Source organism: Kitasatospora misakiensis (assembly GCF_042656005.1).
Classification (GTDB): Bacteria; Actinomycetota; Actinomycetes; order Streptomycetales; family Streptomycetaceae; genus Kitasatospora; species Kitasatospora misakiensis.
Genome location: NZ_JBHSOF010000007.1, coordinates 58,857 through 83,533, shown reverse-complemented (window position 1 = coordinate 83,533; position 24,677 = coordinate 58,857). Strand labels below are relative to the sequence as shown.

27 protein-coding genes and 1 pseudogene are annotated in these 24,677 nt (G+C 71.7%); 19 read left to right on the top strand and 9 right to left on the bottom strand.

Going from position 1 to position 24,677, the window contains the following annotated elements; translation table 11 throughout:
• The first annotated feature begins 108 nt into the window (after positions 1-108).
• Positions 109-1,269 (top strand): Glu/Leu/Phe/Val dehydrogenase dimerization domain-containing protein, encoded by a 1,161-nt coding sequence (locus tag ACFP3U_RS08355; protein WP_380224636.1) that lies wholly within the window; start codon positions 109-111, stop codon positions 1,267-1,269.
• Between the two features lie 411 nt (positions 1,270-1,680).
• Positions 1,681-1,938, top strand: coding sequence for a DUF3073 domain-containing protein (locus tag ACFP3U_RS08350; protein ID WP_030306026.1), 258 nt, complete (start codon positions 1,681-1,683; stop codon positions 1,936-1,938).
• A gap of 150 nt (positions 1,939-2,088) precedes the next feature.
• Here the strand turns inward: ACFP3U_RS08350 and purM are convergent, their stop codons facing one another.
• From purM to ACFP3U_RS08335, 3 genes are all read right to left on the bottom strand, one after another.
• Positions 2,089-3,174, bottom strand: a complete 1,086-nt coding sequence (purM, locus tag ACFP3U_RS08345) for a phosphoribosylformylglycinamidine cyclo-ligase (RefSeq protein ID WP_380224635.1) — start codon at positions 3,172-3,174, stop codon at positions 2,089-2,091.
• A gap of 83 nt (positions 3,175-3,257) precedes the next feature.
• Positions 3,258-4,841 (bottom strand): amidophosphoribosyltransferase, encoded by a 1,584-nt coding sequence (gene purF, locus ACFP3U_RS08340; RefSeq protein ID WP_380224634.1) that lies wholly within the window; start codon positions 4,839-4,841, stop codon positions 3,258-3,260.
• A gap of 293 nt (positions 4,842-5,134) precedes the next feature.
• Positions 5,135-6,070, bottom strand: coding sequence for a diacylglycerol kinase (locus ACFP3U_RS08335; RefSeq protein ID WP_380224633.1), 936 nt, complete (start codon positions 6,068-6,070; stop codon positions 5,135-5,137).
• A 126-nt stretch (positions 6,071-6,196) separates the two neighbouring features.
• Between ACFP3U_RS08335 and ACFP3U_RS08330 the strand changes: the two genes are divergently transcribed.
• Both ACFP3U_RS08330 and ACFP3U_RS08325 read left to right on the top strand, forming a co-directional pair.
• On the top strand, positions 6,197-7,480 hold the full coding sequence (locus tag ACFP3U_RS08330) for an adenylosuccinate synthase (RefSeq protein ID WP_380224632.1): 1,284 nt from the start codon (positions 6,197-6,199) through the stop codon (positions 7,478-7,480).
• Positions 7,481-7,604: 124 nt separating this feature from the next.
• Positions 7,605-8,207, top strand: coding sequence for a GNAT family N-acetyltransferase (locus ACFP3U_RS08325; protein WP_380224631.1), 603 nt, complete (start codon positions 7,605-7,607; stop codon positions 8,205-8,207).
• Positions 8,208-8,210: 3 nt separating this feature from the next.
• Here ACFP3U_RS08325 and ACFP3U_RS08320 read toward each other — a convergent pair whose 3' ends face one another.
• Together ACFP3U_RS08320 and ACFP3U_RS08315 are read right to left on the bottom strand one after the other, a co-directional pair.
• Positions 8,211-8,336 carry a hypothetical protein gene (locus tag ACFP3U_RS08320; protein ID WP_380224630.1) on the bottom strand — a complete coding sequence of 42 codons (126 nt, stop codon included), beginning with the start codon at positions 8,334-8,336 and terminating at the stop codon, positions 8,211-8,213.
• Positions 8,336-8,752 carry an ATP-binding protein gene (locus tag ACFP3U_RS08315; RefSeq protein WP_380224629.1) on the bottom strand — a complete coding sequence of 139 codons (417 nt, stop codon included), beginning with the start codon at positions 8,750-8,752 and terminating at the stop codon, positions 8,336-8,338. The genes ACFP3U_RS08320 and ACFP3U_RS08315 overlap by 1 nt, the downstream gene beginning before the upstream one ends.
• Before the next feature lie 260 nt (positions 8,753-9,012).
• Here ACFP3U_RS08315 and ACFP3U_RS08310 point away from each other — a divergent pair, with 260 nt between their 5' ends.
• The 4 genes from ACFP3U_RS08310 (at position 9,013) to metG (ending at position 12,372) form a co-directional block, all read left to right on the top strand.
• Complete coding sequence (locus ACFP3U_RS08310) at positions 9,013-9,864, top strand: helix-turn-helix domain-containing protein (protein WP_380224628.1); 852 nt, start codon at positions 9,013-9,015, stop codon at positions 9,862-9,864.
• An 8-nt stretch (positions 9,865-9,872) separates the two neighbouring features.
• Complete coding sequence (locus tag ACFP3U_RS08305) at positions 9,873-10,064, top strand: DUF397 domain-containing protein (RefSeq protein WP_380224627.1); 192 nt, start codon at positions 9,873-9,875, stop codon at positions 10,062-10,064.
• Positions 10,065-10,134: 70 nt separating this feature from the next.
• The gene (locus tag ACFP3U_RS08300; RefSeq protein WP_380224626.1) at positions 10,135-10,326 is read left to right on the top strand and encodes a DUF397 domain-containing protein; all 192 of its coding nucleotides are present in this window, start codon (positions 10,135-10,137) and stop codon (positions 10,324-10,326) included.
• A 315-nt stretch (positions 10,327-10,641) separates the two neighbouring features.
• Positions 10,642-12,372 carry a methionine--tRNA ligase gene (gene metG / locus ACFP3U_RS08295; protein ID WP_380224625.1) on the top strand — a complete coding sequence of 577 codons (1,731 nt, stop codon included), beginning with the start codon at positions 10,642-10,644 and terminating at the stop codon, positions 12,370-12,372.
• A 161-nt stretch (positions 12,373-12,533) separates the two neighbouring features.
• Here metG and deoC read toward each other — a convergent pair whose 3' ends face one another.
• Positions 12,534-13,226 carry a deoxyribose-phosphate aldolase gene (deoC, locus tag ACFP3U_RS08290; RefSeq protein WP_380224624.1) on the bottom strand — a complete coding sequence of 231 codons (693 nt, stop codon included), beginning with the start codon at positions 13,224-13,226 and terminating at the stop codon, positions 12,534-12,536.
• A gap of 272 nt (positions 13,227-13,498) precedes the next feature.
• Here deoC and ACFP3U_RS08285 point away from each other — a divergent pair.
• The 6 genes and pseudogenes from ACFP3U_RS08285 to ACFP3U_RS08260 all read left to right on the top strand — a co-directional run.
• Positions 13,499-13,693 (top strand): annotated as a pseudogene (locus tag ACFP3U_RS08285) (GntR family transcriptional regulator); the annotation flags it as partial.
• A gap of 66 nt (positions 13,694-13,759) precedes the next feature.
• Positions 13,760-14,212 carry a GntR family transcriptional regulator gene (locus ACFP3U_RS08280; protein WP_380224748.1) on the top strand — a complete coding sequence of 151 codons (453 nt, stop codon included), beginning with the start codon at positions 13,760-13,762 and terminating at the stop codon, positions 14,210-14,212.
• A 224-nt stretch (positions 14,213-14,436) separates the two neighbouring features.
• On the top strand, positions 14,437-15,660 hold the full coding sequence (locus ACFP3U_RS08275; protein ID WP_380224623.1) for a zinc-dependent alcohol dehydrogenase: 1,224 nt from the start codon (positions 14,437-14,439) through the stop codon (positions 15,658-15,660).
• Entirely contained in the window at positions 15,657-16,961 is a 1,305-nt protein-coding gene (locus tag ACFP3U_RS08270; protein ID WP_380224622.1) for an MFS transporter, read from the top strand. The genes ACFP3U_RS08275 and ACFP3U_RS08270 overlap by 4 nt, the downstream gene beginning before the upstream one ends.
• Positions 16,948-18,339, top strand: a complete 1,392-nt coding sequence (locus ACFP3U_RS08265) for an amylo-alpha-1,6-glucosidase (RefSeq protein ID WP_380224621.1) — start codon at positions 16,948-16,950, stop codon at positions 18,337-18,339. The genes ACFP3U_RS08270 and ACFP3U_RS08265 overlap by 14 nt, the downstream gene beginning before the upstream one ends.
• 2 nt (positions 18,340-18,341) lie before the next feature.
• On the top strand, positions 18,342-19,319 hold the full coding sequence (locus ACFP3U_RS08260; protein ID WP_380224620.1) for a Gfo/Idh/MocA family protein: 978 nt from the start codon (positions 18,342-18,344) through the stop codon (positions 19,317-19,319).
• A 99-nt stretch (positions 19,320-19,418) separates the two neighbouring features.
• On the opposite strand, the gene ACFP3U_RS08255 is transcribed toward ACFP3U_RS08260, so the two are convergent.
• Positions 19,419-19,862, bottom strand: a complete 444-nt coding sequence (locus ACFP3U_RS08255; protein ID WP_380224619.1) for a MarR family winged helix-turn-helix transcriptional regulator — start codon at positions 19,860-19,862, stop codon at positions 19,419-19,421.
• Positions 19,863-19,979: 117 nt separating this feature from the next.
• On the opposite strand from ACFP3U_RS08255, the gene ACFP3U_RS08250 reads away from it, so the two are divergent.
• A complete protein-coding gene (locus ACFP3U_RS08250; protein WP_380224618.1) occupies positions 19,980-20,351 on the top strand; it encodes a DMT family transporter in 372 nt (123 codons plus the stop codon).
• A 39-nt stretch (positions 20,352-20,390) separates the two neighbouring features.
• Positions 20,391-20,711, top strand: coding sequence for a DMT family transporter (locus ACFP3U_RS08245; protein ID WP_380224617.1), 321 nt, complete (start codon positions 20,391-20,393; stop codon positions 20,709-20,711).
• 49 nt (positions 20,712-20,760) lie between these two features.
• On the opposite strand, the gene ACFP3U_RS08240 is transcribed toward ACFP3U_RS08245, so the two are convergent.
• The gene (locus ACFP3U_RS08240; RefSeq protein WP_380224616.1) at positions 20,761-21,675 is read right to left on the bottom strand and encodes a class I SAM-dependent methyltransferase; all 915 of its coding nucleotides are present in this window, start codon (positions 21,673-21,675) and stop codon (positions 20,761-20,763) included.
• A gap of 220 nt (positions 21,676-21,895) precedes the next feature.
• Between ACFP3U_RS08240 and ACFP3U_RS08235 the strand changes: the two genes are divergently transcribed.
• From ACFP3U_RS08235 to ACFP3U_RS08225, 3 genes are all read left to right on the top strand, one after another.
• Positions 21,896-22,954 carry an aldo/keto reductase gene (locus tag ACFP3U_RS08235; RefSeq protein ID WP_380224615.1) on the top strand — a complete coding sequence of 353 codons (1,059 nt, stop codon included), beginning with the start codon at positions 21,896-21,898 and terminating at the stop codon, positions 22,952-22,954.
• A 72-nt stretch (positions 22,955-23,026) separates the two neighbouring features.
• Positions 23,027-23,302 (top strand): type II toxin-antitoxin system Phd/YefM family antitoxin, encoded by a 276-nt coding sequence (locus ACFP3U_RS08230; RefSeq protein WP_380224614.1) that lies wholly within the window; start codon positions 23,027-23,029, stop codon positions 23,300-23,302.
• Entirely contained in the window at positions 23,299-23,703 is a 405-nt protein-coding gene (locus ACFP3U_RS08225) for a type II toxin-antitoxin system VapC family toxin (RefSeq protein WP_380224612.1), read from the top strand. The genes ACFP3U_RS08230 and ACFP3U_RS08225 overlap by 4 nt, the downstream gene beginning before the upstream one ends.
• 28 nt (positions 23,704-23,731) lie before the next feature.
• Here ACFP3U_RS08225 and ACFP3U_RS08220 read toward each other — a convergent pair whose 3' ends face one another.
• Positions 23,732-24,661 (bottom strand): NAD(P)-dependent oxidoreductase, encoded by a 930-nt coding sequence (locus tag ACFP3U_RS08220; protein WP_380224611.1) that lies wholly within the window; start codon positions 24,659-24,661, stop codon positions 23,732-23,734.
• Between the last annotated feature and the right edge of the window lie 16 nt (positions 24,662-24,677).

Genomic DNA, 24,677 nt, shown 5'->3' with positions numbered 1-24,677 from the left:
GTCGGCCCGGGCTTCGCCAAGGGGGCGGACCGGCGGAGCCCGCGCGACTACGCTTCGCCTTAGGCGCCCGCACCACAGCAGCGGGCCTCGAATACTGGAGTCACCACAGTGACCGACGTACAGACCGCCGCCACCACGCACTCCGCACCCGGCGTGCTCGGCAGGATCTTCGGCAACTCCCAGGACGGCGCCAACGGCGACGGCCACGAGCAGGTCGTGCTCTGCCACGACCGCTCCTCCGGGCTGAAGGCGATCATCGCCATCCACTCCACCGCGCTGGGCCCGGCCCTCGGCGGCACCCGGTTCTTCCCGTACGCCTCCGAGGAGGCGGCGCTGGAGGACGCGCTCAACCTCTCCCGCGGTATGTCCTACAAGAACGCGCTCGCCGGCCTGGACCTCGGCGGCGGCAAGGCCGTCATCATCGGCGACCCGAACAAGGACAAGAACGAGGCGATGCTCCGCGCCTACGGCCGCTTCGTCGAGTCGCTGCGCGGCCGCTACATCACCGCCTGCGACGTGGGCACCTACGTCCAGGACATGGACGTGGTGGCCCGCGAGACCGGGTTCGTCACCGGCCGCTCGCCCGAGCACGGCGGCGCCGGCGACTCGTCCATCCTCACCGCCTTCGGCGTCTTCCAGGGCATGCGCGCCTCGGCCCAGGCCCGCTGGGGCCAGCCGACCCTGCGCGGCAAGCGGGTCGGCGTCGCCGGCGTCGGCAAGGTCGGCCACTACCTGGTCGGCCACCTGGTCGCGGACGGCGCCACCGTCGTCGTCACCGACGTCTCGGAGACCGCCGTCAACCGCGTGCGCGCCGCCCACCCGGAGGTGGAGGTCGTCGCCGACACCGCCGCGCTGCTCCAGGCCAAGCTGGACGTCTACGCCCCCTGCGCGCTCGGTGGCGCCCTCACCGACGACAGCGTGGCCGCGCTGGGCGAGTTCGGCACCGTCATCGTCTGCGGCGCCGCCAACAACCAGCTGGCCCACCCGGGCGTCGAGAAGGACCTCGCCGACCGCGGCATCCTCTACGCCCCGGACTACCTGGTGAACTCCGGCGGCGTCATCCAGGTCGCCGACGAGATCGACGGCTTCAACTTCGAGCGCGCCAAGAACAAGGCGACGAAGATCTTCGACACCACCCTGGAGATCTTCACCCGGGCCGCCGCCGACGGCGTGCCGCCGGCCGTCGCCGCCGACCGCCTCGCGGAGAAGCGGATGCGCGAGATCAGCGCGCTGCGCTCGGTGCTGCTGCCGGGTGCCCGCCGGGCCTGATCCGGACCGGGGTGCGCGGGGGGCGGCCGGTTGCCGCCCCCCGTTGCCGTCCCCCGCCGCGTCCCCCGCTGCCGTCCCGCGCGCATCACGATGTGGAACCGGATTCTCGAATCTGCCTCCGATCGGGTGATCCGAAGCCCCCCTAGGGGGGATAATCAGTCCGGGAACAACGGACCTGAGACACCTCCGGACAGCGTGCACAAAGCCGCAAAACCTCCCCTGACCTGGGACGACCCGGTCGCGGGTGCAGCCGGTGCGCGCCACGTCACACTGACGACGTACCGTCCAGCGGCAGAAACAGGTACCGTTAATGCTCCAAGGGACGGTCCTCCCCATTCGGGCAGGCCGCTCTTGATCATGAACACGTGTCAGACTCGGGGCCGTGAGCCCCATCGTTGAGGGGGTCGACCCATGGGGCGCGGCCGGGCCAAGGCCAAGCAGACGAAGGTCGCCCGCGAGCTGAAGTACAACAGCGGCGGGTTCGACGCCAATCGTCTCTCCAGCGAGCTGGGCGTATCGCCCTCCACCTCCCCGATCGAGCCTGAGCCGATCGAAGAGGACGAGGACGACGACCCCTACGCGGAGTACGCGGCTCGTTACGCCGATGACGACGAGGACGACGACACCGAGTCGGGTACCGGGCCCTCCCAGGCCCGCCGTCGCGCGTAGTCTCCCAGTCTGACCGACCGGCCTCGGTGCCCAGTGCACCGGGCCGGTTTTCGGCGTTCCCGCACTCCCCCCGCCCGGCGCGCGCTGTGCGGCGGCTGTGCGAAGACCCCGCCGGCGTGACGCCGACGGGGCCTCCCGCGTACCCCGCGCTCAGCCGGCGACGAAGCCCTCGTAGGCGTTGTAGAGGGCCGCGCCGTCCGCGTGCTCGGCGGTCCGGTCGACGATGTCGCCCAGCACCCAGGACTCCACGCCGCGGTCCTCCAGGACCGACAGCACGACGTCCACCGAGTGCGGCGGGACGACCGCGACCATGCCGACGCCCATGTTGAGCGTCTTCTCGATCTCCAGGGTGGCCACCTTGCCGACCTCGGCGACGGTCCGGAAGACCGGCAGCGGGGTCCAGGTGCCGCGGTCCAGGCGGGCGTGCAGGCCGTCCGGGATCACCCGGGCCAGGTTGGCCGCCAGGCCGCCGCCGGTGACGTGCGAGAAGGCGTGCACCTCGGTGGCCCGGATCAGCGCCAGGCAGTCCAGCGAGTAGATCCGGGTCGGCTCCAGCAGTTCCTCGCCGAGCGTGCGGCCGAACTCCTCGACCCTGCGGTCCAGCTTCCAGCCGGCCTGGTTCAGCAGCACGTGGCGGACCAGCGAGTAGCCGTTGGAGTGCAGGCCGGAGGCGGCCATCGCGATCACCACGTCGCCGGCCCGGACGCGCTCGGCGCCCAGCAGCGCGTCCGCCTCGACCACGCCGGTGCCGGCGCCCGCGACGTCGTACTCGTCCGGCCCGAGCAGGCCCGGGTGCTCGGCGGTCTCGCCGCCGACCAGGGCGCAGCCGGCCAGGGCGCAGCCCTCGGCGATGCCCTTGACGATGGCGGCGACCCGCTCCGGGACGACCTTGCCGACGCAGATGTAGTCGGTCATGAAGAGCGGCTCGGCGCCGCACACCACGATGTCGTCCACGACCATGCCCACGAGGTCGTGGCCGATGGTGTCGTGCTTGTCCATGGCGGCCGCGATGGCCACCTTGGTCCCCACGCCGTCGGTGGCCGAGGCCAGCAGTGGCCGCTCGTAGTTCTTGAAGGCCGAGACGTCGAAGAGGCCGGCGAATCCGCCGAGACCGCCGACCACCTCGGGGCGGTTGGCCTTCTTCACCCACTGCTTCATGAGCTCGACGGCGCGGTCGCCCGCCTCGATGTCGACGCCGGCGGCGGCGTAGGTGGCACCGTTCTGGTCGGTAGTCACTGCTGTGCGGCCCTTTCGGGTCTGTGGTGGGGGGTCGGAACAGCGATGGGGTCCCGGATCGCGGGACCCCACCGTGGGAGCGCTTACGGCCGGCGCAGCGCGTCGGCCGCGCCAGCCCCGCCGAGCAGCGACTGGACGCCGTCCAGGTCGCTGCCGCTGGTCGGCTTGCCGCGGACCGGGGGGGCCTGCTGGCCGCCCTTGATCTCGGCCTCCAGCAGGAGCTTGCCGAGCAGCGCCGGGTCCGGCAGCTCCATCGGGTACTCCCCGTCGAAGCAGGCCCGGCAGAGCCGGTCCTTCGGCTGCTTGGTGGCCTCGATCATGCCGTCGATCGAGATGTAGGCGAGCGAGTCCGCACCGAGGGTGCGGCCGATCTCCTCGATGGTCATGCCGTTGGCGATCAGCTCCGCGCGGGTGGCGAAGTCGATGCCGAAGAAGCAGGGCCACTTCACCGGCGGGGAGGAGATCCGGATGTGCACCTCGGCGGCGCCGGCCTCGCGGAGCATCTTCACCAGGGCGCGCTGGGTGTTGCCGCGGACGATCGAGTCGTCCACGACCACCAGGCGCTTGCCCTGGATGACCTCGCGCAGCGGGTTGAGCTTGAGCCGGATGCCGAGCTGGCGGATGGTCTGGCTGGGCTGGATGAAGGTGCGGCCCACGTAGGCGTTCTTCACCAGGCCGGAGCCGTACGGGATTCCGCTGGCCTCGGCGTAGCCGATCGCGGCGGGGGTGCCGGACTCGGGCGTCGCTATCACCAGGTCGGCCTCGACCGGGGCCTCCTTCGCCAGGCGGCGGCCCATCTCCACGCGGGAGAGGTGCACGTTGCGGCCGGCGATGGAGGTGTCGGGGCGGGCCAGGTAGACGTACTCGAAGACGCAGCCCTTGGGCTTCGCCTCGGCGAAGCGCGAGGTGCGCATGCCGTTCTCGTCGATGGCGATGAGCTCGCCGGGCTCGACCTCGCGGATGAAGGAGGCGCCGCAGATGTCCAGCGCCGCCGTCTCGGAGGCGACCACCCAGCCGCGCTCCAGCCGGCCCAGCACCAGCGGGCGGATGCCCTGCGGGTCGCGGGCGGCGTAGAGCGTGTGCTCGTCCATGAAGACGAGCGAGAAGGCGCCCTTGACGCTGGGCAGCACCAGCTTGGCGGTCTCCTCGATGGAGAGGTCCGGGTGGCCGGCGAGCAGCGCGGTCACCAGGTCGGTGTCGTTGGTCGCGGACGACCGCCCGGAGCGGGAGACGTGCTCCTCGCCGGGGAGTTCGGCGACCATGGCCGCCAGTTCGGCGGTGTTCACCAGGTTTCCGTTGTGACCGAGGGCCAGGGAGCCGTGCACGGTCGCCCGGAAGGTCGGCTGGGCGTTCTCCCAGACCGAGGAACCGGTGGTCGAGTAGCGGGCGTGTCCGACGGCGATATGCCCGTGCAACGACCCCAGGGAGGCCTCGTCGAAGACCTGGGAGACGAGCCCCATGTCCTTGAAGACGAGAATCTGGGAGCCGTTGCTCACTGCGATGCCCGCGGATTCCTGACCGCGGTGCTGCAGGGCGTAAAGGCCGAAGAACGTGAGCTTGGCGACCTCCTCGCCGGGAGCCCAGACACCGAAGACGCCGCAAGCGTCCTGGGGGCCTTTCTCACCGGGAAGAAGATCGTGGTTGAGTCTTCCGTCACCACGTGGCACGCCATCGAGTCTAGGACAGTCGGCCCGCCCTTCCGGACCCCGGGCGGCCGGTATTGCGCGGTGGTCTGCCGGTAACGCGCGTAGACAAAACCCCTTACCGGATGCGCATTTCGGCGTACCGGAATTCCGCGGCGACGCGCTTGCCCTTGCGGTTCGCGCCCGTTGGCGCGTTCTGCGCGCGGCGGGCGCTTCGCCGGGCGTTCGGCCGCCGTTCGTTCAACGTGAGCCTGCTCACCCGGGGTGGCACGTCGGCCGGGGTGGAGTCGCCCCGCTACCCAGGGTCGCCCGGCCCGCTATCCGGCGGGCAGCAGCAGGCCCCAGCAGCCCGCGTGGACCGTCCAGGTACGGGCCCGGACCGGGCCGACCGGGCGGCCGTCCGCCTCATAGCCGAAGCCCCGGCCGGCCACCGAGATGCTGGCCGCCCGGGCGCGGAGCAGGGCGCCCGGCGCGCGGACCACGATCTCCATCACGCCCTCGCCGGCCGCCTCGCCGGCGGGCAGGGTCACCTGGACCAGCCGGACCGGGCGGTGGATGTCGGCGAGCAGCCGGCCGTCCGCCTCGACCCGCAGCCGGGAGCTGTGCTCGGCCCGGGGCACCGGCTCGCCCTGCTCCGTCCGCCCGGCCCCCTCACCGCGTTCGCCGCGTTCGCCGCGTTCACGCCACTCGGTCCGTCCGGCCGGTTCAGGGGCGAGTACGGTCCCCTGCTCGGCCGCAGCCAGTTTCGCCCATAGCGAACGCCATCCGCCCGGACGGCCTACCGGACGGCGCGCCCCGCTCCCCGAGATCCGCACCCCGCCGAGCGCCACCCCGCCGCCGTCGTCCACCAGCAGGTCCAGTTTCCGGGCCGTCCCGGTCAGCACCGCGCGCGCCGCCGCGACCGGCGCGGCCGGCACCCCGAGCGCCCGGGCCGCCGCCAGCTCCGCCGGGCGGCCGACCGGAACCAGGCCCACCGGGTCGGTGCCCAGCTCGCGTTGGCGGTACAGCGCCTGGAGGACCCGCTGGAGCGCGAGGTCGGAACCGATCACCACCGGTCGCCTCCGGCCGCGGTGCGAAAGCACCCGATCGAGCTCGGCGGGCGTCTCCGGATAGGCCACCTTGACGTCCGTCCCACCGGAGAGAACGTCCTTCGCGATCCGCACCGACTCCCCGTCGGACTGCCGGGCCGCCGGGTCGAGGAGCAGGAGAAGCGGCTCCGGGCCGCCGGTCGCAGGCGTGGACAGGGACGACACAACCGGTCCTTCCTCAGGTAATCTCTCGGTGCAAGAGCCCCTTGCGCTATTGCGCCAGGGGCTTCGTCTATCTCGGGGCAGACTGCGGCCTACGCAGGATGCCCCAACCGGAAGGGGTGTACGCCTGTGCCGGCACTCGTGCTCGTTGGCGCTCAGTGGGGAGACGAGGGCAAGGGGAAGGCGACCGACCTCCTCGGCGGCTCCGTCGACTACGTCGTCCGCTACCAGGGCGGCAACAACGCCGGTCACACGGTGGTCATCGGCGACCAGAAGTACGCGCTGCACCTGCTGCCTTCCGGCATCCTCAGCCCGAACGTGACGCCGGTGATCGGCAACGGCGTCGTCATCGACCCGGGCGTGCTGCTCTCCGAGCTCAAGGGCCTGAACGAGCGCGGCATCGACACCTCCAAGCTGCTGATCTCGGGCAACGCCCACCTGATCACGCCGTACCACCGCACCCTGGACAAGGTCACCGAGCGCTTCCTCGGCAAGCGCCGGATCGGCACCACCGGCCGCGGCATCGGCCCGACCTACGCGGACAAGATCAACCGCGTCGGCATCCGGGTGCAGGACCTCTTCGACGAGTCGATCCTCCAGCAGAAGATCGAGGCGGCGCTGCACGACAAGAACCAGGTCCTGGTCAAGCTCTACAACCGCCGCGCCATCCCCGCCGACCTGGTGCTCGAGGAGTACCTGGGCTACGCGGACAAGATCAGGCCCTTCCTGGCCGACACCACCCTGGTGCTGGACCAGGCGCTGAAGGCCGGCAAGGTCGTCCTGCTGGAGGGCGGCCAGGGCACCCTGCTCGACGTCGACCACGGCACGTACCCGTTCGTCACCTCCAGCAACCCGACCTCGGGCGGCGCCTGCACCGGTGCCGGCATCGGCCCGACCAAGATCGACCGGGTCATCGGCATCCTGAAGGCCTACACCACCCGCGTCGGCTCCGGCCCGTTCCCGACCGAGCTGCTGGACGCGGACGGCGAGGCGCTGCGCCGGATCGGTGGCGAGCGCGGTGTCACCACCGGCCGCGACCGCCGCTGCGGCTGGTTCGACGCGGTGATCGCGCGCTACGCGACCCGGGTCAACGGCCTCACCGACTTCTTCCTCACCAAGCTCGACGTGCTCACCGGCTGGGAGCAGATCCCGGTCTGCGTCGCGTACGAGATCGACGGCCGCCGGGTCGAGGAGCTGCCGTACAACCAGTCGGACTTCCACCACGCCAAGCCGATCTACGAGACGCTGCCGGGCTGGACCGAGGACATCAGCGGGGCGAAGACCTTCGCCGAGCTGCCGAAGAACGCCCAGGCGTACGTGAAGGCGCTGGAGGAGATGTCGGGCGCCCCGATCTCCGCCATCGGCGTCGGCCCGGGCCGGGACGAGACGATCCAGATCAACTCGTTCCTGTAGGCCTCCGGGTCTTTTGAGCAGGGCCCCGCGGGATCACCCACGGGGCCCTGCCCTTACCTCCTCCCTATTGCACTAGTTCATTAACCCATTGCGTCTAGTTCAATGCCGGGTTACCGTTTGGATCATGACAGCGAAGCTTCCCGCCCCCACCACCCTCACCGGCCGCCACGTCCGACTGGAGCCGCTGGAGCGCCGACACCTGTCCGACCTGTGGACCGCCGTCGGCCCCGACCCCGAGGTCTGGCGCTGGGTCCCGTTCAGCGCACCCGCGTCGGAGGAGGAGCTGGGCGCGATGCTGGACATCCGCCTCGGCGAGGTGGCGGCCGGGAACGCGGTGAAGTTCGCCGTGATCGAGCTCGGGTCCGGCCGGGCCGTCGGCATCACCGGCTACTACGACTTCCGCGCGGAGGACGAGCTCGTCGAGATCGGCGGCACCTGGTACGCGCGGTCCGTGTGGCGCTCCGCCGTCAACACCGAGTCGAAGCTGCTGCTGCTCACCCACGCCTTCGACGACCTGGGCATGGGCCGGGTGTTCTGGAAGACCGACGCGCTCAACGACCGCTCGCGCAACGCGATCCTGCGCCTGGGCGCCCAGTTCGAGGGCGTCCACCGCCGCGAGAAGCGGCGCGCCACCGGCGTCTGGCGCGACACGGCGTACTTCTCGATGCTGCGCGAGGAATGGCCGCCCGCCCGCGCCCGCCTGGAGCAGCGCCTCGCCGCCGGCTGACCGCTACTTGTCGGCCAAGTCCCGTTTCGCCAGGTGTCTTTCGCGCGGCTGACGGGTCGCGATGATCTGCGCCACCACCCCGACGAAGACCACCGACACCAACAGGCCGGTCAACAACACCACGGCCATCAGTGATCGACCGCCGCCACGGCCCAAACCGCTTTGCCACACACCCCGATGAGTTCCACACCCCAGTCATCGGCCAAAGCGGCGACGAGGTCAAGCCCCCGCCCACACGTTCGAGCCACATCCGGCTCCCGCCGCCGGGGCACGGCGGTCGATCCGTCCGCGACGGCGATGTAGAGCCGCCCGCAACGGAGTTCGAGCACCACGCTCGGCGCCCCGGCGCCGTGGAGCAGGGCGTTGGTGACGAGCTCGGAGAGGATCAGACAGGGCCCGTCCGGATCCGCACCGACCACCGTCAGCATCTCCCGCAACAACCGCCGCAGCACCCCCACCACCTCGGGAGCCGCGGGAGGGAAGAGGTCGAGCCGGAATTCTCCGACGGCGTCGGCGTCGAGCGGACGCAGGAGTGGAAGCACCATCGACTGTCTCCAGTCCGATTGAGGGACGAGGTCGGCCACCCACGCAGGCCCATCACCCGTGGCTCGCCCCCGGCATGAACGGGGGTGCTCTTCAGGCGTCCTGTGGCTACGTCAGTGACCCTGCGTCGCCGACGCTAGGCTTCATGGGGCAATCGTTGCTACTAGTTCTGGAGCACTTCACCCTATCGAGCGACCCTGTGGACCCTGTGTCCACAGCGCGGCAGACTGCACCGAAAGCACCGACCTGAGGAGAGACGCGCATGCCACCACGCCTGGCGCCCAGCGTGCGCCAGCAACGACTCGGCGCGGAACTCCGCAGGCTGCGCGAACACGCGGGCATGAGCCCGAAGGCCATGGCTGCGGCACTGGGCACCGACGTACCCAAGATCTCCCAGATGGAGAACGGGAAGTCCGGCATCAGCACCGACCGCCTCCGCTCCTGGGCATCGGCCTGCAAGTCCGCCGACACCCCGCTCCTCGAAGCCCTGATCCTGATGACGCAGGATCGCGGCACGCACTGGTGGCACCACTTTCGAGGCCGGGTCCCCGCCGGAATGCTCGACATCGCCGAGCTCGAACACCACGCCGAATCGCTCCTGGTCCTGAACACGACCTCGATCCCCGGCCTGCTCCAGACCAGCCGATACGCCGCCGCGATGTTCGCCCGACTGCGCCCGCCGCTGCCGCGCCATGACGCCGACGTGCGAACCGCCTTCCGTACGGAACGCCAACAAGTCCTCACCGCTGGACGCCCGTTCACGGCGTTCATACACGAGGCCGCGCTACGGATGCAGTTCGGTGGTCCCGTGGTCCTCCGGGAACAGCTCGCAAGCCTTCTCGACGATGCCGAGCGCCCCTGGGTCACCATCCGGGCGATCCCCTTCAGCGTCGACACGTACCCGGGCTCGGGTGAAGACCTCTTCCTCGCGCGGGGACCTGTCCCCGCGCTGGACACCGTGCAGATCGACCTGACCCAGGGTCCGCAGTTCATCGACTCGGAAGCGGACCTCGCGTCCTATCGCGCCATCGTCGCCGAGTCCGACTCCCTCGCCCTCGACCCCGAGGAGTCCCGCGACTTCATTCGGCGCATCATGACGGACCTGAAAGGCTGACGATCCCGATGACCCGCTGGCAGAAGTCCTCAATGAGCGGCAACAGCAACCAGTGCGTCGAAATACGCACCACCGAAGGCCTCATCCAGATCCGCGAGTCCGACGACCCCGACTCGATCGTCACCACCACCCCCACGAAGTTCGCGCTCTGGATCGAGGGCGTCAAGCGCGGCGAGTTCGACCACTTCACCAAGGCTTAGCCAAATCGTTCCGGTGGCCCCTCGCTCCTCCGCGAGGGGCCGCCGGCAGACCCCCGAAGGGACAAACCCCATGGACACCTGGCAGAAGGCCGCCCCCGGCGGCGAGGGCGAGGACGCCCTGGAGATCCGCACCGTCAACGGCATGGTCGAACTCCGCGACCCCAAGAACGACTCGATCATCGTCCGCACCACCCCCCGCAAGTGGGCCGCCTTCGTCCTCGGCGTCAAGGCCGGCGAGTTCGACCACTTCGTCGCCGACTGACCCACCTCCGCGCAGGAAGTCGGCGCGCCCGACTTCCTGCGCAGGGGGAGAGCTTGCGGACTCGGCGGGAACTGGAAGCCGGGTCCGCAGCGGACGACCCACCGCCGGAGGCGGGTGGGGGGGTGGGCGCGGGAAATGGGCGCGAGAGGGTGGGGTGGGTTTGGATAGAATTGGCGCGCCCACAGTGGAACGTCGATCTGGCCGGCAGCCCGGGAGTCGGCGACTGTGCCCGGTTCCCGCCGCTGTCCCAGACCCTGCGCCTGTCACGGCACTCCGCGACCGGGGTGCGTGCGGGAGAAATCGGAGCATCCGAGGATGGCTCGGCACCTGATCACCAGCGCCCTTCCGTACATCAACGGGATCAAGCACCTGGGCAACATGGTCGGGTCCATGCTGCCGGCGGACGTGTACTCCCGGTACCTGCGGCAGCGCGGCCACGAGGTGCTGTACATCTGCGGGACGGACGAGCACGGCACGCCGGCCGAACTGGCCGCGCAGGAGGCCGGGCTGCCGGTGGCGGAGTTCTGCGCGCGGGCGCACGACCAGCAGAAGGCCGTGTACGACGGCTTCCGGCTGTCCTTCGACTACTTCGGCCGCAGCTCCTCGCCGCAGAACCGGGAGATCACCCAGGAGATCGCGCGCGAGCTGCACGCCAACGGGTTCATCGAGGAGCGGTCGATCCGCCAGGTGTACTCGAACACCGACGGGCGCTTCCTGCCGGACCGGTACATCGTCGGCACCTGCCCGCACTGCGGCTACGACAAGGCGCGCGGCGACCAGTGCGAGAACTGCACCCGGGTCCTCGACCCGACCGACCTGCTGGAGGCGCGGTCGGCGATCAGCGGCAGCGCGGACCTGGAGGTGCGGGAGACCACGCACCTGTTCCTGCTCCAGTCGAAGCTGACCGGGCAGGTCGAGGACTGGGTCGCCGCGCACGGCGACGAGTGGCCGGTGCTCGCCTCCTCGATCGCTCGCAAGTGGCTGACCGAGGGCCTCCAGGACCGCGCGATCACCCGCGACCTGGAGTGGGGCGTGCCGGTGCCGGCCGATGTGTGGCCGGAGCTGGCGGCCGCGGGCAAGGTCTTCTACGTCTGGTTCGACGCGCCGATCGAGTACATCGGCGCGACGAAGGAGTGGGCGGACGCGGCGCCGGCCGGCGAGCTCCGGGACTGGAAGTCCTGGTGGTACGAGGCCGATGACACCGTCCGCTACACCGAGTTCATGGCCAAGGACAACGTCCCGTTCCACACGGTGATGTTCCCGGCGACGATCCTCGGCTCGCGCAAGCCGTGGAAGAAGGTCGACTACGTCAAGGCCTTCAACTGGCTGACGTACTACGGTGGGAAGTTCTCCACCAGCCAGAAGCGGGGTATCTTCACGGACGTCGCGCTGGAGCTGCTGCCGGCCGACTACTGGCGCTACTTCCTGATGGCGCACGCGCCCGAGTCGGACGACTCCAGCTTCACCTGGGACCTCTTCGCCTCCGTGGTCAACAAGGACCTCGCCGACACCCTCGGCAACTTCGTGAACCGGGTGCTGTCGTTCAGCCGCAAGCGGTTCGGCGACGAGGTGCCGACCGCGCACGCGGCGGGCGAGGCGGAGGAGCGCCTGGGCGCGCAGATCGCGGAGCTGCTGGCCGACCACGAGGCCCAGCTGGAGGCGCTCAACTTCCGCAAGGCGGCGCAGAGCCTGCGCGCGCTGTGGAGCGCGGGCAACGCCTACCTGGACGAGAAGGCGCCCTGGCTGCAGGTGAAGACCGACCCGGAGGCGGCGGCGCTGACGCTGCGCACGGCGATGAACCTCATCCACCTGTACGCGGTGGTCTCCGAGCCGTTCATCCCGACGGCGGCGCGGGCGATGCGCGAGGCCTTCGCTCTGCCGACCGACGCCCCGGCGCGCACCCGCACCTGGGTGGACGCGGCCGAGGCGCGCGCACTGGACGCGGTGCCGGCGGGGACGCCGTTCACCGTGCCGCCGGTGCTGTTCGCGAAGATCACGGACGAGGACCTGGCCACCTGGACCACCCGCTTCGGCGGCGGGGAGTGAACGGGGTGTAGATCAGCCCTGGACGGGGACCAGGGTGCCGGCCACCGACTGTCTGGGCGAACTCCGCCCAGGCAGTCGGCCGGTGCCGGTGGCCCGGGCCGTTAGGGCGCCGTTCTCACGGCAGGGCCGAGACGGTGGGACCGGTGCGGCGGGACCGGGGATCAGGCGGCGGCCCGGCGGGCGGCCAGGTCGTCCAGGATGGTGGCGGTCGCGGTCGCGCCGAAGCGTTCGGCGCCGGCGGCCACGAACTCCAGCATGCGGTCCAGGGTGCGCACCCCGCCCGCGGCCTTGACCCTCATGTGCGCGGGGACGTTCGCCCGCATCAACCGGACGTCCTCCAGCGTCGCGCCACCGGGCGCGAAGCCGGTCGAGGTCTTCACGAAGTCGGCGCCGGCCAGCGTGCTGAGCCGGCAGGCGCGCAGCTTCTCCTCGTCGTCGAGGTAGGCGTTCTCGAAGATCACCTTGGTGAGGCCGACGCCCCCCGAGGCATCGACGACCGCCGCGATGTCCTCCCGCACCGCGTCGTCCTCCCCGCTGCGCAGCAGGCCGATGTTGAGCACCATGTCGAGTTCGGTCGCACCGGCCGCCAGGGCGTCGACGACTTCGCCCGCCTTGACCGCCGTGGTGGAACCGCCGTGCGGGAAGCCGATGACGGTGCCGACCGCGACCGCGGTGCCGTCGAGCGCCTTGACCGCGAGGGCGACGTCGGCGGGCCGCACGCAGACCGAGGCGACGTCGTAGGTCGCGGCGAGCTCACAGCCGCGCAGGACCTCGGCGGTGGTGAGTTCGGGCCGCAGGAGCGAGTGGTCGATCATCTTGGCGAGCTGCCGAACGTCGATTGCGGTGGAGTCCATGAGCCTGTCCTAGGGGTGAGGCAACGTCGCGTCCCACCGGTCGGGGCCGCCCGATCCGGGTGCGACAGCGCGGACGGTTCGACGATAGCTCGAACCTATCTAGCTGTCTATACAGCTCCCACAGGTTGCACTCGACGCCGAGATGTGGCGCAGATCACCGTGCACGCCTCTTGCCCTCGGCGCATTTCACCGTGGATTGTCCCGCTCTGTACTGGTCTACTCTGGTTGACTAGACAGCTAGACGGCGTAGTCTCAATTTCGGAGGAGCCATTTTGGAAACGGATTTCGCACCCAGGTACCACCGGATCGAACAGGCCCTCCGAAACAGGATCGCCAAGCATCGTCCGCACGACCCCCTCCCCTCGGAGGCGGATTTGTGCGAGGAATTCGGGGTGAGCCGCATGACTGCCCGAGCGGCCGTTCAACGGCTCGTTACGGAAGGCCTGGTGTACCGGATCTCCGGGCGCGGAACATTCGTCGCCGAGCCGCCGACCCACCGTCGTGCGGAAAACCTGGTCCGTTTCAGCGAGGAAATGCGCAGACAGGGCCGGAAGCCGTCGTCACGACTGATTTCCGCGGTTCTCCGGGCCGCTCTGCCGGAGGAGACCGACCGGCTCCGGCTGCGGAAGTCCGCGCAGGTCGTGGAGGTCGACCGGGTGCGGCTGGCCGACGGGATCCCGACCGCGCTGGAACGGGCGGTGTTCCCCGAGGACCTCACCGCGCTGCTGGAGGTCGACTTCCGTACGGCCTCGATGCACGAGACGCTCGCCGGCCTCGGCCGGACGCCGACCCGCGGGCACTCGTCCATCAGGGCCGCCACGGCCGACGAGCGGGAGGCGGAGCTGCTGGCGGTGGCTCCGGGCACCGCCCTGCTCGTCGAACAGCGCCTCATCACCGACCAGGACGAGCGTCCCTTGGAGCTCACCGAATCCCGGTACGTGGGCGACAGGTACGCCCTGGACGTCGCCTTCGAGGTCGATTCCTGAGGCGATGCCCCCTGGGGCCGTCCGGTCATCCGGACGGACGGACGGACGGACGGCCGACTGTCCGGCCATCCGTGCGACCCGCGAGTCGAGCAACGACGCCGACTGCACCACGCGGGATGAATTTCCGACGGGAAACTGCCCGATCGGCGGCCGACAAAGCCCGATCCGATTGCGGCAGTGGAATGCCATGCAGACGTGGAGGGAAAACCGTGTACGCGTATCTCATGACCTCGCCCGGAAAGATCAACCGCACCCTGGTGCCCGATCCGGAATGCCACGAGGACGAAATCCTGCTGGAGACCGAGGCGGTTTCCATCTGCTCGACCGACGTCTCGTACTTCCGCGGCCACCTCTTCGCCGAGGACTGGCCGATCATTCCCGGGCACGAATACGTGGGAAGGGTCGTCGAGGTCGGGAAGCGGCTCCGGGACGACGTGCGGCCCGGCGACCGGGTGACCTACTGGGGGCAGACCGACTTCGGCGGAATGGCCCAGTACCGGGCGCTCCGGCCGCTCTTCCCGGGCCGGCTCGGCGTGGAGACCGCCTGGTACACCGGGCGCAACTTCTACGACGCCGACCAGGCCGCGGCCGTCGTCCTGCCGGCGCACGTGCCCTCGGACCTGGCCTCCGTGATCGAGCCGCTGACCTCGGTGCTGCGGTCGTTACTGCTCAACCCCCCGAAGCCCGGCGACACCTGCGTCGTCCTCGGCTGCGGCCCCAGCGCCCAGCTGGCCGTCCAGGTGCTCCACCGCCACCTCGGCGCGGGCTCGATCACCGTGCTGGACCGCAACAGCGACCGGATGGACGTCGCGCTGCGGCACGGCGCCTCCCGCGCCTTCAACACGGACACCCAGGCGGAGGAGCTCGAAGCGTACGTGCGCGAGCACCACGACCAGTACGCGGACTACGTGTTCGACGCGCTGCCCCACATCTCGGCGCCGGCCCGCTCGCGTGGACAGGCCGCCGGGCAGGCAGGGCAGGCCGGCACCCCGGGCAAGGACATCCGGGAGATCGCGATGGGCCTGCTGCGCCCCGGCGGCTCGTACGTCATCTACGGGGCGACGGCCGTCCCGCAGCGGCTCAACACCTGGATGATCCTCGCCAAGGGCCTGAAGCTGCTCTCCACCCCCTTCGACGTCCGCTCGTTCCCGATGGCCCGGTCCGCGCACGTCACCGCCGTGGCCCTGCGGCTCGTCGAGTCGGGCCTGGTCGACCCCGCCCCGCTGATCACCACCCGGGCCTGCCTCGACGACGAGGACGCCGTGCGCGAGGCGTTCACCGGCTACGGTCGGGGCGCGTCGATGAAGACCTCGCTGCTGGCCCCGTCCGTCCTCCTCGACCACGTGCGCCGCACGGCCGCCACGGCCGGCACCGTCTCCGCCCTCGGCCCCGGCGACGCGGTCCCCGCCGGCGGGGCCTTCGCCGAGCAGACCGGGATACCCGGGTGACCGGTACCGAGGCCCCGCCGAGCCCCGATCACCGCACCCCCGTCTTCGTCCGCGACCGGCTGACCACCACCGCCTACGGCGGACTGGCCGTGTACGCCTACCTCCTGTACGCGCTCGGCCCACTGCTGCCGCTCCTGCGCCAGGACCTGCGGCTGAGCTACGCCCTGATGAGCCTGCACTCGACGGCCTTCGCCGCCGGCGCGATCCTCACCAACCTGCTGTTCCGCCGGATCCGGACGCGAGTGGACCACCGGGTGCTCTTCTGGTCCGCGCTCGCGGCCCTGGCCCTGGGCTCGCTCCTCCTGGCGACCGGGCTGTCCGCCGCCGTCACCCTGGTGGCGGCGGCGGTGGGCGGCATCGGCGGAGCGCTGCTGCAGACCACGGCCCTGGCGGTGCTGGCCGAGCACCACGGCGCGCACGAGTCGCTGCGGGCGCGGGCCCTGGTCGAGGCCAACGCGGCCGCGAGCGTCAGCGCGGTCGCCGCGCCCCTGGTCATCAGCGGGCTGGAGGGTGTCGGGGTGGCCTGGAACTGGTGCCTGGTCCTGCCCGCCGTCGCGCTGGCCGCCATGTACCCGATGCTCCGCGACGAGCCGCTGCGGCCGCGCACCGCGCCCTCCGAGCCGTCCGACCGGTCCGACCGGTCCGACCGGTCCGACCGGTCCGACCGGTCCAAGGCGACCATCGCGGAGCCGGACCGGCCGACGGGCTCGTTCCCGCTCCGCGCCGCCCTGTGCGGCCTCGTCGTGGGCTTCGAGTTCTGCCTCGCCTACTACGCCGCGCCCCTGCTCACCAGCGCCGTCCACCTGACGGACAATCAGGCCTCGGCGGCGCTGGCCCTGTTCTACGGGGGCGAGCTCGCCGGCCGCCTGGCGGGGAGCCGGCTGACGGCCGGCACCGGTTCCGCCCGCCCGGCCGCCCTGGTGGCCGGCTCCCTGACCGTCGCGGCCGCCGGGTTCCTCGCCCTGTGGCCCGCCCCCACCACCTGGCTCGCCCTGCTGGGCCTGGTCCTGGGCGGGCTTGGGGTCGCCAACCTCTTCCCACTGACCCTCTCGCTCGCGGTGAGCGCGGCGCCCGGCCGCATCGACCAGGCCACGGCCCGCGTCCAACTCGCGGTCAGCACCTGCATCATGCTCGCGCCCCTGCTGCTCGGCACCCTGTCCGACCAGCTCGGCGTCCGGTCGGCCTTCGGCCTCGCCGGCTGCCTGCTGCCCGCCGCCGCGCTGCTGCTCGCCGCCGGGCGCCGCCGCCCGCTCCCCGCCGCCGCGTCCTCCTCGGGAGTCACCCCGCATGTCCCTCGTTGAAAGCTCCGCCCGGGCCCGCGACACCCTGGCCCGCAACCACCGCACCGGGTTCTCCCGGGCCGCGCAGCGCCACTACGACTTCACCTGCCCCTCCCCCGACAGCTACCCCTTCCAATGGGCCTGGGACAGCAGCTTCCACGCCATCGCCCTCACCCACCTCGACACCCGCCGGGCCCGGGACGAACTGCGCTCCCTGCTCAGCGCGGTCACACCCACCGGCTTCCTGCCGCACATGGTGCTCTGGCAGGACGACCTCAGGCCGCGCGCCACGGCGGACTTCAGGATCGACCTCTGGGAGGGCTGGCGTTCCGTCACCATCGCGCCGCCCGTGGTGGCCCGAGCCGTCGAGCGGGTGTACCTGGCCACCGGCGACGAGCTCTGGCTGCGCCGCGTCCTGCCGCCGACGCTGGCCTTCTTCGGCTGGCTCGCGGAGCACCGCACGAGCCCCGGCACCGGCCTGATCGAGATCTACCAGCCCGACGAGTCCGGGCTGGACAGCAGCCCCAAGTACGACGCAGCCCTCGGCATCGAGTCGGTCCCCGGGGACGCCGTGCACACCGCGTGGCACGGCGCGATGCGTTCCCTGATCACGGCCTACGCCTCCACCGCCCGCACACCCGAGACGCCGCTCCGCGACCGCCGGCTGTTCGTCTGGAACGACGTGCTGGTCAACACCGTCTACGCCGACGGGCTGGCCTGCCTGGCGCGCCTCGTCCGGACGGTCGGATCGAACGAGCGCACCGCGGACCGGCTGGCCGAGGAGTCCCGGGCGATCGGCGCCGCGCTGATGCGGCACTGCTGGGACGAGGACAGCGGCGCCTTCTACGACCTCGACCTCGTCGCCGGCAAGCGCTCCGAGGTCCTCACCGCCAGTTCGCTCGTGCCGATCCTCCTCGACTCGGTGCCGGACACCGTCGCGCGCCGGGTCATCGAACAACACCTGCTGAACGAACGGGAGTTCTGGCGGCCCCATCCGGTGCCCAGCGTCGCCGCCACCGAGCCGTCCTACGACCCCACGTTCCGCACCGGGGCCATCTTCCGCGGCTCCAGCTGGGTCAACCTCAACTGGTACCTGTACTGGGGCCTGCGCCGACGCGGCTACCGCGCGGAAGCCGACACGCTCGCGGCGCGCACCTGCGCGCTCGTCGCCGCCTCCGGCACCCGGGAGTGCTACGGCCCGGAGGACGCCGACGGGCACGGCGCGCGGTCCTTCGGCTGGAGCACCCTCGTCCTGGACCTGGCCTCCGCCCTGGCGACGGAGCCTCGCCCGGTGGCGGAGCCTCGCCCGGTGGCGGAGCCTCACGCGGCGGCGGGGACTCACGCGGCGGCGGAGCCTCACGCGGTGGCGGAACCGGCCGGGACGACGGAAGGGCGCTGACCATGGCCAACTGGGGTTTCCTGGGAGCCGGTTCGATCGCCGCCTCCAGCCTGGCACCGGCCGTCCACGCCGCCGACGGACCGCGCCTGCACGCCGTCGCCGCGACCGACGCCCAACGGGCCAAGGCCCTCGACCCGGCCCGGGTGTACACCCGCTACGAGGACCTGCTGGACGACCCGGCCGTCGACGTCGTCTACATCGCGCTCCACAACAGCGCCCACCGCCCCTGGGTGGAGCGCGCCCTACGCGCGGGCAAGCACGTGCTGTGCGAGAAGCCGCTCGGGCTCACCGCCGCCGAGGTCACCGCCATGACCGCCACCGCCCGCTCGACCGGACGGCTGCTCGTCGAGGCGGCCTGGAACCGCTGGCACCCGCGCACCCGGGACCTCGAATCCATGATCACCGGTGGCGCGATCGGCACCGTCCACACCGTCACCGCCCGGTTCGACGGCCTCGCCCCCGCCCCGGGCAACTACCGCCTGGACGCCACCCTGGGCGGCGGCGCCCTCTACGACGTCGGCTACTACGCCGTCTCGGCCGCGCTCGCCGCCTTCGCCTGGCAGGCCCCGGACGTGGTCCGGGCCGAGCAGGACCACTGGGAGACCGGCTCCGCCGACTCCGCCACCCGCTTCCTGCTCACCTTCCCCAGCCGGGGGATGGCCGAGGTCGGCTGCTCGCTCACGGGCGACATGTCCGAGACCTTCACCACCACCGGCACCAGCGGCTCGCTCACCCTCACCCCGCCGGCCTTCTGCGCCGGCGCGGCCCCCAGCACGCTCACCACCACCGGCGGAGGCCTCCCCCGCCACTACCCGGCCCAGGACCCCTACCGCCTCATGGTCGAGTCGGTGGACTCGGCGGCGGATGGCGACACCTCCGCCCACCTCGTCCCGCTCGCCGAGTCACTCCTCATCGCCCGCACCCTGGACGCCGTCCGGAGCCGCGTCGCATCCGGGGACCTACCGTCTCCACGGCACTGAGTTCCCCAGGCCTCCGTAGGTACGACCGCTCGGCCGTTTCGCCCGATTCCGGGGGAGGCGGCCGGGCCGCGTTCCGGGGGCGGTCGTGGGCGGAGGCGGTCAGCTCAGGGAGCGGCGGGCGGTGGTGAGCAGTGGGGCGAGGTCGGGGGTGGTGGTGGCGGCCTCGTCGAGGGCGGTGGTGAGGGTCTGCTCGTAGGTGGTGCGGGCCTCCCGGTGGCGGGTGCGGCCGGCGTCGGTGAGGACGGTGTAGACGCCGCGCTTGTCGTCCGGGCAGACGTCCCGGTAGGTGTAGTCGGCGGCGCCGAGTCGGGCGACCAGGCGGGTCACGGAGCTCTGGTTGAGGCCCAGCCCGGCGGCGAGGTCCTGCATGCGCAGTTCGGACTCGGGCGCCTCGGTGAGCAGGCCGAGGGCGCGGTACTCGGAGAGCCCGAGGCCGTGCCGGCGCTGGAGGGCGGTGGCGAGGCGGCTCTCGACCTGGGCGTGCAGCGCGGTCAGCCGGTTCCACATGCGGGCGTCGGCCGGGCCGTCGGGGGTGGTGGGCACGGGGGTCCTCCCTTGCCGGGCTGGGTGGTTGACACAGGTTACTTGTACATGCATGCTTTTGCCCAGTCCGAAAGTGCTTGCACATACATGCAATAACTATCCCGGGGGGCTCGTCCCATGGCCTGGATCCACCTGCTCATCGCCGCGGTCTTCGAGATCGTCTTCGCCCTCGCCACCAACGCCACCCACGGCTTCACCGAACTCGGCCCGTCCTTGCTGACGGCGGCGGCGGCCGCGGGCGGGATCTTCTTCCTCAGCCTCGCGCTGCGCACCCTCGACGTCGGGGTCGGCTACACCGTGTGGACCGGCATCGGCTCGGTCGGCACCGTCGTCCTCGGCACGCTGATCTTCGACGAGGAGATGAACGCGGGGAAGGCCGTCGCCTTCGTCCTCATCATCGGCGGAGTGCTCGGCCTCAAGCTCGCGGACCGGCTGAGCAGCCGTACCGCCCCCGAAGCGGTGGCCACGCCCGCGCCCGTCTCCGCCTGATCCTCCGATCCACCATCCGTACAAGGGAGTTGAACCGTCATGGCCTGGGCCTACCTGGCAGTCGCCGTCGTCTTCGAGATCGTCTTCGCCCTCGGCACCAACGCCACCAAGGGCTTCACCCGCCTCTGGCCCTCCGTGCTCACCCTGACCGCCGCCGCGGGCGGCATCTACACGCTGAGCCTCGCCCTGCGCACCCTGGACGTCGGTGTCGGCTACACGATCTGGACGGGGCTCGGCTCGATCGGCACGGTCGTGTTCGGCGCGCTGATCTTCAAGGAGCGGATCACCCTGCCCAAGCTGGTCTCCTTCGCCGCGATCATCGCCGGCGCGGTCACCCTCAAGCTCGCCTCCGGGTTCTGACCCCCGGCCGAGCGGCACGCCGGGCGGGCGCGCCACCGCCGGGCGCCCGCTACCGGCCGCCGGCCGCCCGCGCCGTGTGCACGGTGATCGCGGCGAGGTAGAAGGCGTCGGGCCGGGTCAGGATGCCGGTGGGCGCCTCGCGGTCCAGCAGGGCGTCCAGGACGGCCCGGTCGCCGGCGTCCAGCTGCTCGTCCAACTGCTCGCGGCGGCGCGAGAGTTGGACGTGCAGGAACTCCCTGGCCGAGGCGTCCAGCGGGGCCGGGCGGTCGACCAGGAAGGTCCGGGTGCCGCTCGGGACGAGCCCGGCCGCGGCGAGCATGGCCGGCCAGTCCTCCACCACCGCGACCGTCTCCGGCACGGCCTCGCGCATCGCCGCGAACACCTCCTCGTGCGCCGCGTCCAGCCGGGCCTGGAGGCCGGGGCGGCCGAGGCCGAGGTCGCGCGGGAGGTAGCGGGCCGGCAGACCGCGCTCGGCGACGGCCAGCAGGCCGCCGGGGCGCAGCGCGCCGGCCAGGGCGGTCAACGCGGCCTGCTGGTCGCCGAGATGGTGGATCGCGTTGCCGGACCAGATCAGGTCGGCCTCGCCCAGGGTGTCGAACTCCCCCGGCAGGTCGGCCCGTTGGGTCCCGACACGGCCGCCCGAACGAGCCCGGGCGCGCTCCAGCAGGGCGGCGGACTGGTCGACGGCGACCACCTCGGCGGCCGGGAAGACGTCCGCGAGCAGCCCGGCGATCACCCCGGGGCCGCTGCCCACGTCGAGCACGCGCCGGACGGGGGCGCCGTCCCGCAGTCCATACAGCCACTGCGCGGCCTCGGTGACGGCCGGGGACTGGACTTCGGCCTCGCGCTCCAGGTGGACGGCGAGCGCCTCCCAGTCGAAGTCGGCGCCGTGGTCGTGCTGGTGGGCGTGCGCCGGCGTGTGGCCGTGGGCGTGCGCCGGCGTGGGATGGGCGTGGTCGGTCATCGGTACTCCGTTCCTTCGAGGTCCATCGCCAGGCTGCGCCGACCGCCGACCCGGAGGCAACTTTCGTTGCTGTTTCAGCAACACCCCACCGAGAGGGAGAACGCCCCTTGCCTTCGAGCGCACTCCAACTCCTAAGGTCGGCACCCACAGCACCGCACCGGCACCACCCGCACCGCACCACCCGCACCGCGCGCAACCCACGAACCCAGGGGGAACCACCATGCGCTACCGCATCCTCGGCGGCACCGGCATCGAGGTCAGCACCTACTGCCTCGGCACCATGATGTTCGGCGCGATCGGCAACCCCGACCACGACGACTGCGCCCGGATCATCCGCACCGCGCTCGACGCGGGCATCAACTTCATCGACACCGCCGACATGTACTCGCGCGGCGAGTCCGAGGAGATCGTCGGCAAGGCCCTGGAGGCCCGCGGCGACCGCGACGACGTCGTGCTCGCCACCAAGGTGCACTTCCCGATGGGCGAGGGCCGCAACCGGAGCGGCAACTCCCGCCGCTGGATCGTCCGCGAGGTCGAGGAGAGCCTGCGCCGGCTGCGCACCGACCGGATCGACCTCTACCAGGTGCACCGGCCCGACCCCGGCACGGACCTGGAGGAGACCCTCGCCGTCCTCGGCGACCTGGTCCGGGCCGGCAAGATCCTCGCCTTCGGCTGCTCGACCTTCCCCGCCGAGGAGCTCGTCGAGGCCCACCACGTCGCGGAGCGGCGCGGTCTGCCCCGGTTCCGCACCGAGCAGCCGCCGTACTCGCTGCTCGCGCGCGGCATCGAGCGGGACGTCCTGCCGACGGTGCGGCGGCTCGGCATGGGGGCGCTGACCTGGTCGCCGCTCGCCTCCGGCTTCCTCACCGGCCGCTACCGCAAGGACCGGCCGATCGACATGGGCAGCGGGCGCGCCGCGCTCATGCCGGCCCGGTTCGACCCGGCGCTGGCGGTCAACCAGGCCAAGCTGGACGCCGTGGAGGAGCTGACCGCCGTCGCCGAGGACCTCGGCCGCACGCTGCCCGAGCTGGCCCTGGCCTTCCCGCTCGCGCACCCGGCGGTCACCTCGGTGATCATCGGCCCGCGCACCCTCGGCCAGCTGGAGGCGGCCCTCAAGGGCGCCGACCTCGTCCTCGACGACGCCACCCTGGACCGGATCGACGCGATCGTCCCGCCCGGCACCAACGTCTACCACCCGGACGGCGTCTGGCAGCCCCGCGCGCTCACCGACGCCGCCCTCCGCCGCCGACTGCCGGCCGACCGCCCGGCGGCCGGCTGAGCGGCGGCCGGCTGAGCGACAGGGGTCGAATTTCCCGCATCGCAGTGCATAGCACCGCGATACAATGAAGGCATGAAGACCATCACGCAGCGTGAACTCGCCGCCAGGTCCAAGGCCGTGCTCGACGACGTCGAGGCAGGCGAGATCTACCACGTCACTCGCAACGGCACCGAGATCGCCGAGGTTCGGCCCCTCGGCACGCGCCGCCGGTTCGTCCCGGTGGAGGAGCTCCAGCGCAAGTGGAGCAATGCTCCGGCCGTCGATGCGGCGGCCATGCGCGCGGAGGCCGACGCCTTCTACGGGGACGAGGACCGCGTCGACGACGGCGACCCCTGGGAGAACGCGTGACCGAGCGCCGTCTCCGCGGGCTGCTCGACACCTGCGTGGTGATCGACCTGCCCCAGCTCGACCTGGGGCGCCTGCCGGTCGAGGCAGCTGTGTCATCCATCGTCCTGGCCGAATTGGCCCAGGGCGTCGCCATGGCCAAGGACCCGGTGCAGATGCTGGCTCGGGCCCAGCGGCTCGCCGACACCGAGGCCGAGTTCGCCTCCATTCCGTTCGACCGGGAGGCGGCCCGACGCTTCGGCACCCTCGTCGCGCTCACCCTTCAGGCCAAACGCGACCCTCGCCCCCGCCGCATGGATCTGATGATCGCCGCCACGGCTGCCGCACACGGTCTGCCACTGTTCACCCGCAATGCCGACGACTTCAAGGGGCTGGAGGCCGGGGTCGAGATCGTCGAGGTCTGAAGCCGTCGGCGGGGCCGCGATGATCCGACTACGCCCGCAGGAGGTCGACCACGCCCGTGAGGTCCTCGGCGCCGTTGCGGGCGTCGGCCGCCAGGCGGCGCTTCATCAGGTCGAAGTAGGGCGTGAGCAGTTCCGTGCTCACGCCCTGCTCCTCGGCGGTGCGCAGGAACGTCGGCACGCCCGCGACCTGCATGGCCAGGTTGGAGACGACGCCCTTGGTGTAGTCGCCGGCCACCAGTTGCTCCGCCGTCGCCGCGACCGAGCCGGTCATCGCGGTGAGCCAGGAGGAGAGCAGCGGCGCGAGGGCCGCCGGGTCCACCTCCTCGCCCCGGACCACGGCGAAGGCGTGCGCGACACCCGCGAACATGCCGTACATCGCGCTGAGCAGCGCCACGTCGTGCAGCGCGGCGAAGCCGGCGTCCTCGCCGACGTACCGGGTGCCGGCCGGGGCGGCGAGGACCGCCCGGTGCTCCTCGAACAGCTCGCTCGAACCGCTGTAGAAGACGTACCCGCCGGCCGTCGGGACGCCGATCATCGGCGGGACGGCCATGATGCCGCCGTCCAGGTAGCGGGCGCCGCGGCCGGTCACCCAGGCGGCGCGGGCGCGGGCCACGCCGGGTGTGCTCGTGACCAGGTTGACCACGTCCTTGCCGGCCAACTCGGCGCCGGCCAGGGCCTCCTCGACCGACTCGTCGTCCAGCAGGCAGACCACCACCAGCCGGTTGGCGGCGACCGCCCCGGCCGCGGTGCCGGCGACGTCGGCGCCCTTGGCGGCGAGCGGTTCGGCGCGGGCGGCGGTGCGGTTCCAGACGGTGAGCGGGTGCCCGGCGGCCAGCCAGGCCTCGGCCAGCGCGGTGCCCATCGCACCGAGGCCGAGCAGGGTCAGGGGGGCGGGGGCGACGGGGTGGGAGGTGTCCGACGAGGTGTCCGACAAGGTGTCAGCGGTGTTCTGTGTCATGCCGACCAGGCTCGTC

Bases quoted from the DNA above. Each gene is read 5' to 3' on its own strand.
- ACFP3U_RS08310 (WP_380224628.1), top strand. From the start codon at position 9,013: ATGCCACCACGCCTGGCGCCCAGCGTGCGCCAGCAACGACTCGGCGCG.
- ACFP3U_RS08315 (WP_380224629.1), bottom strand. From the start codon at position 8,752: ATGGTGCTTCCACTCCTGCGTCCGCTCGACGCCGACGCCGTCGGAGAA.
- ACFP3U_RS08325 (WP_380224631.1), top strand. From the start codon at position 7,605: ATGACAGCGAAGCTTCCCGCCCCCACCACCCTCACCGGCCGCCACGTC.
- deoC (WP_380224624.1), bottom strand. From the start codon at position 13,226: ATGGACTCCACCGCAATCGACGTTCGGCAGCTCGCCAAGATGATCGAC.
- ACFP3U_RS08260 (WP_380224620.1), top strand. From the start codon at position 18,342: ATGGCCAACTGGGGTTTCCTGGGAGCCGGTTCGATCGCCGCCTCCAGC.
- ACFP3U_RS08265 (WP_380224621.1), top strand. From the start codon at position 16,948: ATGTCCCTCGTTGAAAGCTCCGCCCGGGCCCGCGACACCCTGGCCCGC.
- ACFP3U_RS08250 (WP_380224618.1), top strand. From the start codon at position 19,980: ATGGCCTGGATCCACCTGCTCATCGCCGCGGTCTTCGAGATCGTCTTC.
- ACFP3U_RS08350 (WP_030306026.1), top strand. From the start codon at position 1,681: ATGGGGCGCGGCCGGGCCAAGGCCAAGCAGACGAAGGTCGCCCGCGAG.
- ACFP3U_RS08320 (WP_380224630.1), bottom strand. From the start codon at position 8,336: ATGGCCGTGGTGTTGTTGACCGGCCTGTTGGTGTCGGTGGTCTTCGTC.
- ACFP3U_RS08300 (WP_380224626.1), top strand. From the start codon at position 10,135: ATGGACACCTGGCAGAAGGCCGCCCCCGGCGGCGAGGGCGAGGACGCC.
- ACFP3U_RS08245 (WP_380224617.1), top strand. From the start codon at position 20,391: ATGGCCTGGGCCTACCTGGCAGTCGCCGTCGTCTTCGAGATCGTCTTC.
- ACFP3U_RS08220 (WP_380224611.1), bottom strand. From the start codon at position 24,661: ATGACACAGAACACCGCTGACACCTTGTCGGACACCTCGTCGGACACC.
- metG (WP_380224625.1), top strand. From the start codon at position 10,642: ATGGCTCGGCACCTGATCACCAGCGCCCTTCCGTACATCAACGGGATC.
- ACFP3U_RS08305 (WP_380224627.1), top strand. From the start codon at position 9,873: ATGACCCGCTGGCAGAAGTCCTCAATGAGCGGCAACAGCAACCAGTGC.
- ACFP3U_RS08275 (WP_380224623.1), top strand. From the start codon at position 14,437: ATGACCTCGCCCGGAAAGATCAACCGCACCCTGGTGCCCGATCCGGAA.
- ACFP3U_RS08235 (WP_380224615.1), top strand. From the start codon at position 21,896: ATGCGCTACCGCATCCTCGGCGGCACCGGCATCGAGGTCAGCACCTAC.
- ACFP3U_RS08230 (WP_380224614.1), top strand. From the start codon at position 23,027: ATGAAGACCATCACGCAGCGTGAACTCGCCGCCAGGTCCAAGGCCGTG.
- ACFP3U_RS08240 (WP_380224616.1), bottom strand. From the start codon at position 21,675: ATGACCGACCACGCCCATCCCACGCCGGCGCACGCCCACGGCCACACG.
- ACFP3U_RS08280 (WP_380224748.1), top strand. From the start codon at position 13,760: ATGCGCAGACAGGGCCGGAAGCCGTCGTCACGACTGATTTCCGCGGTT.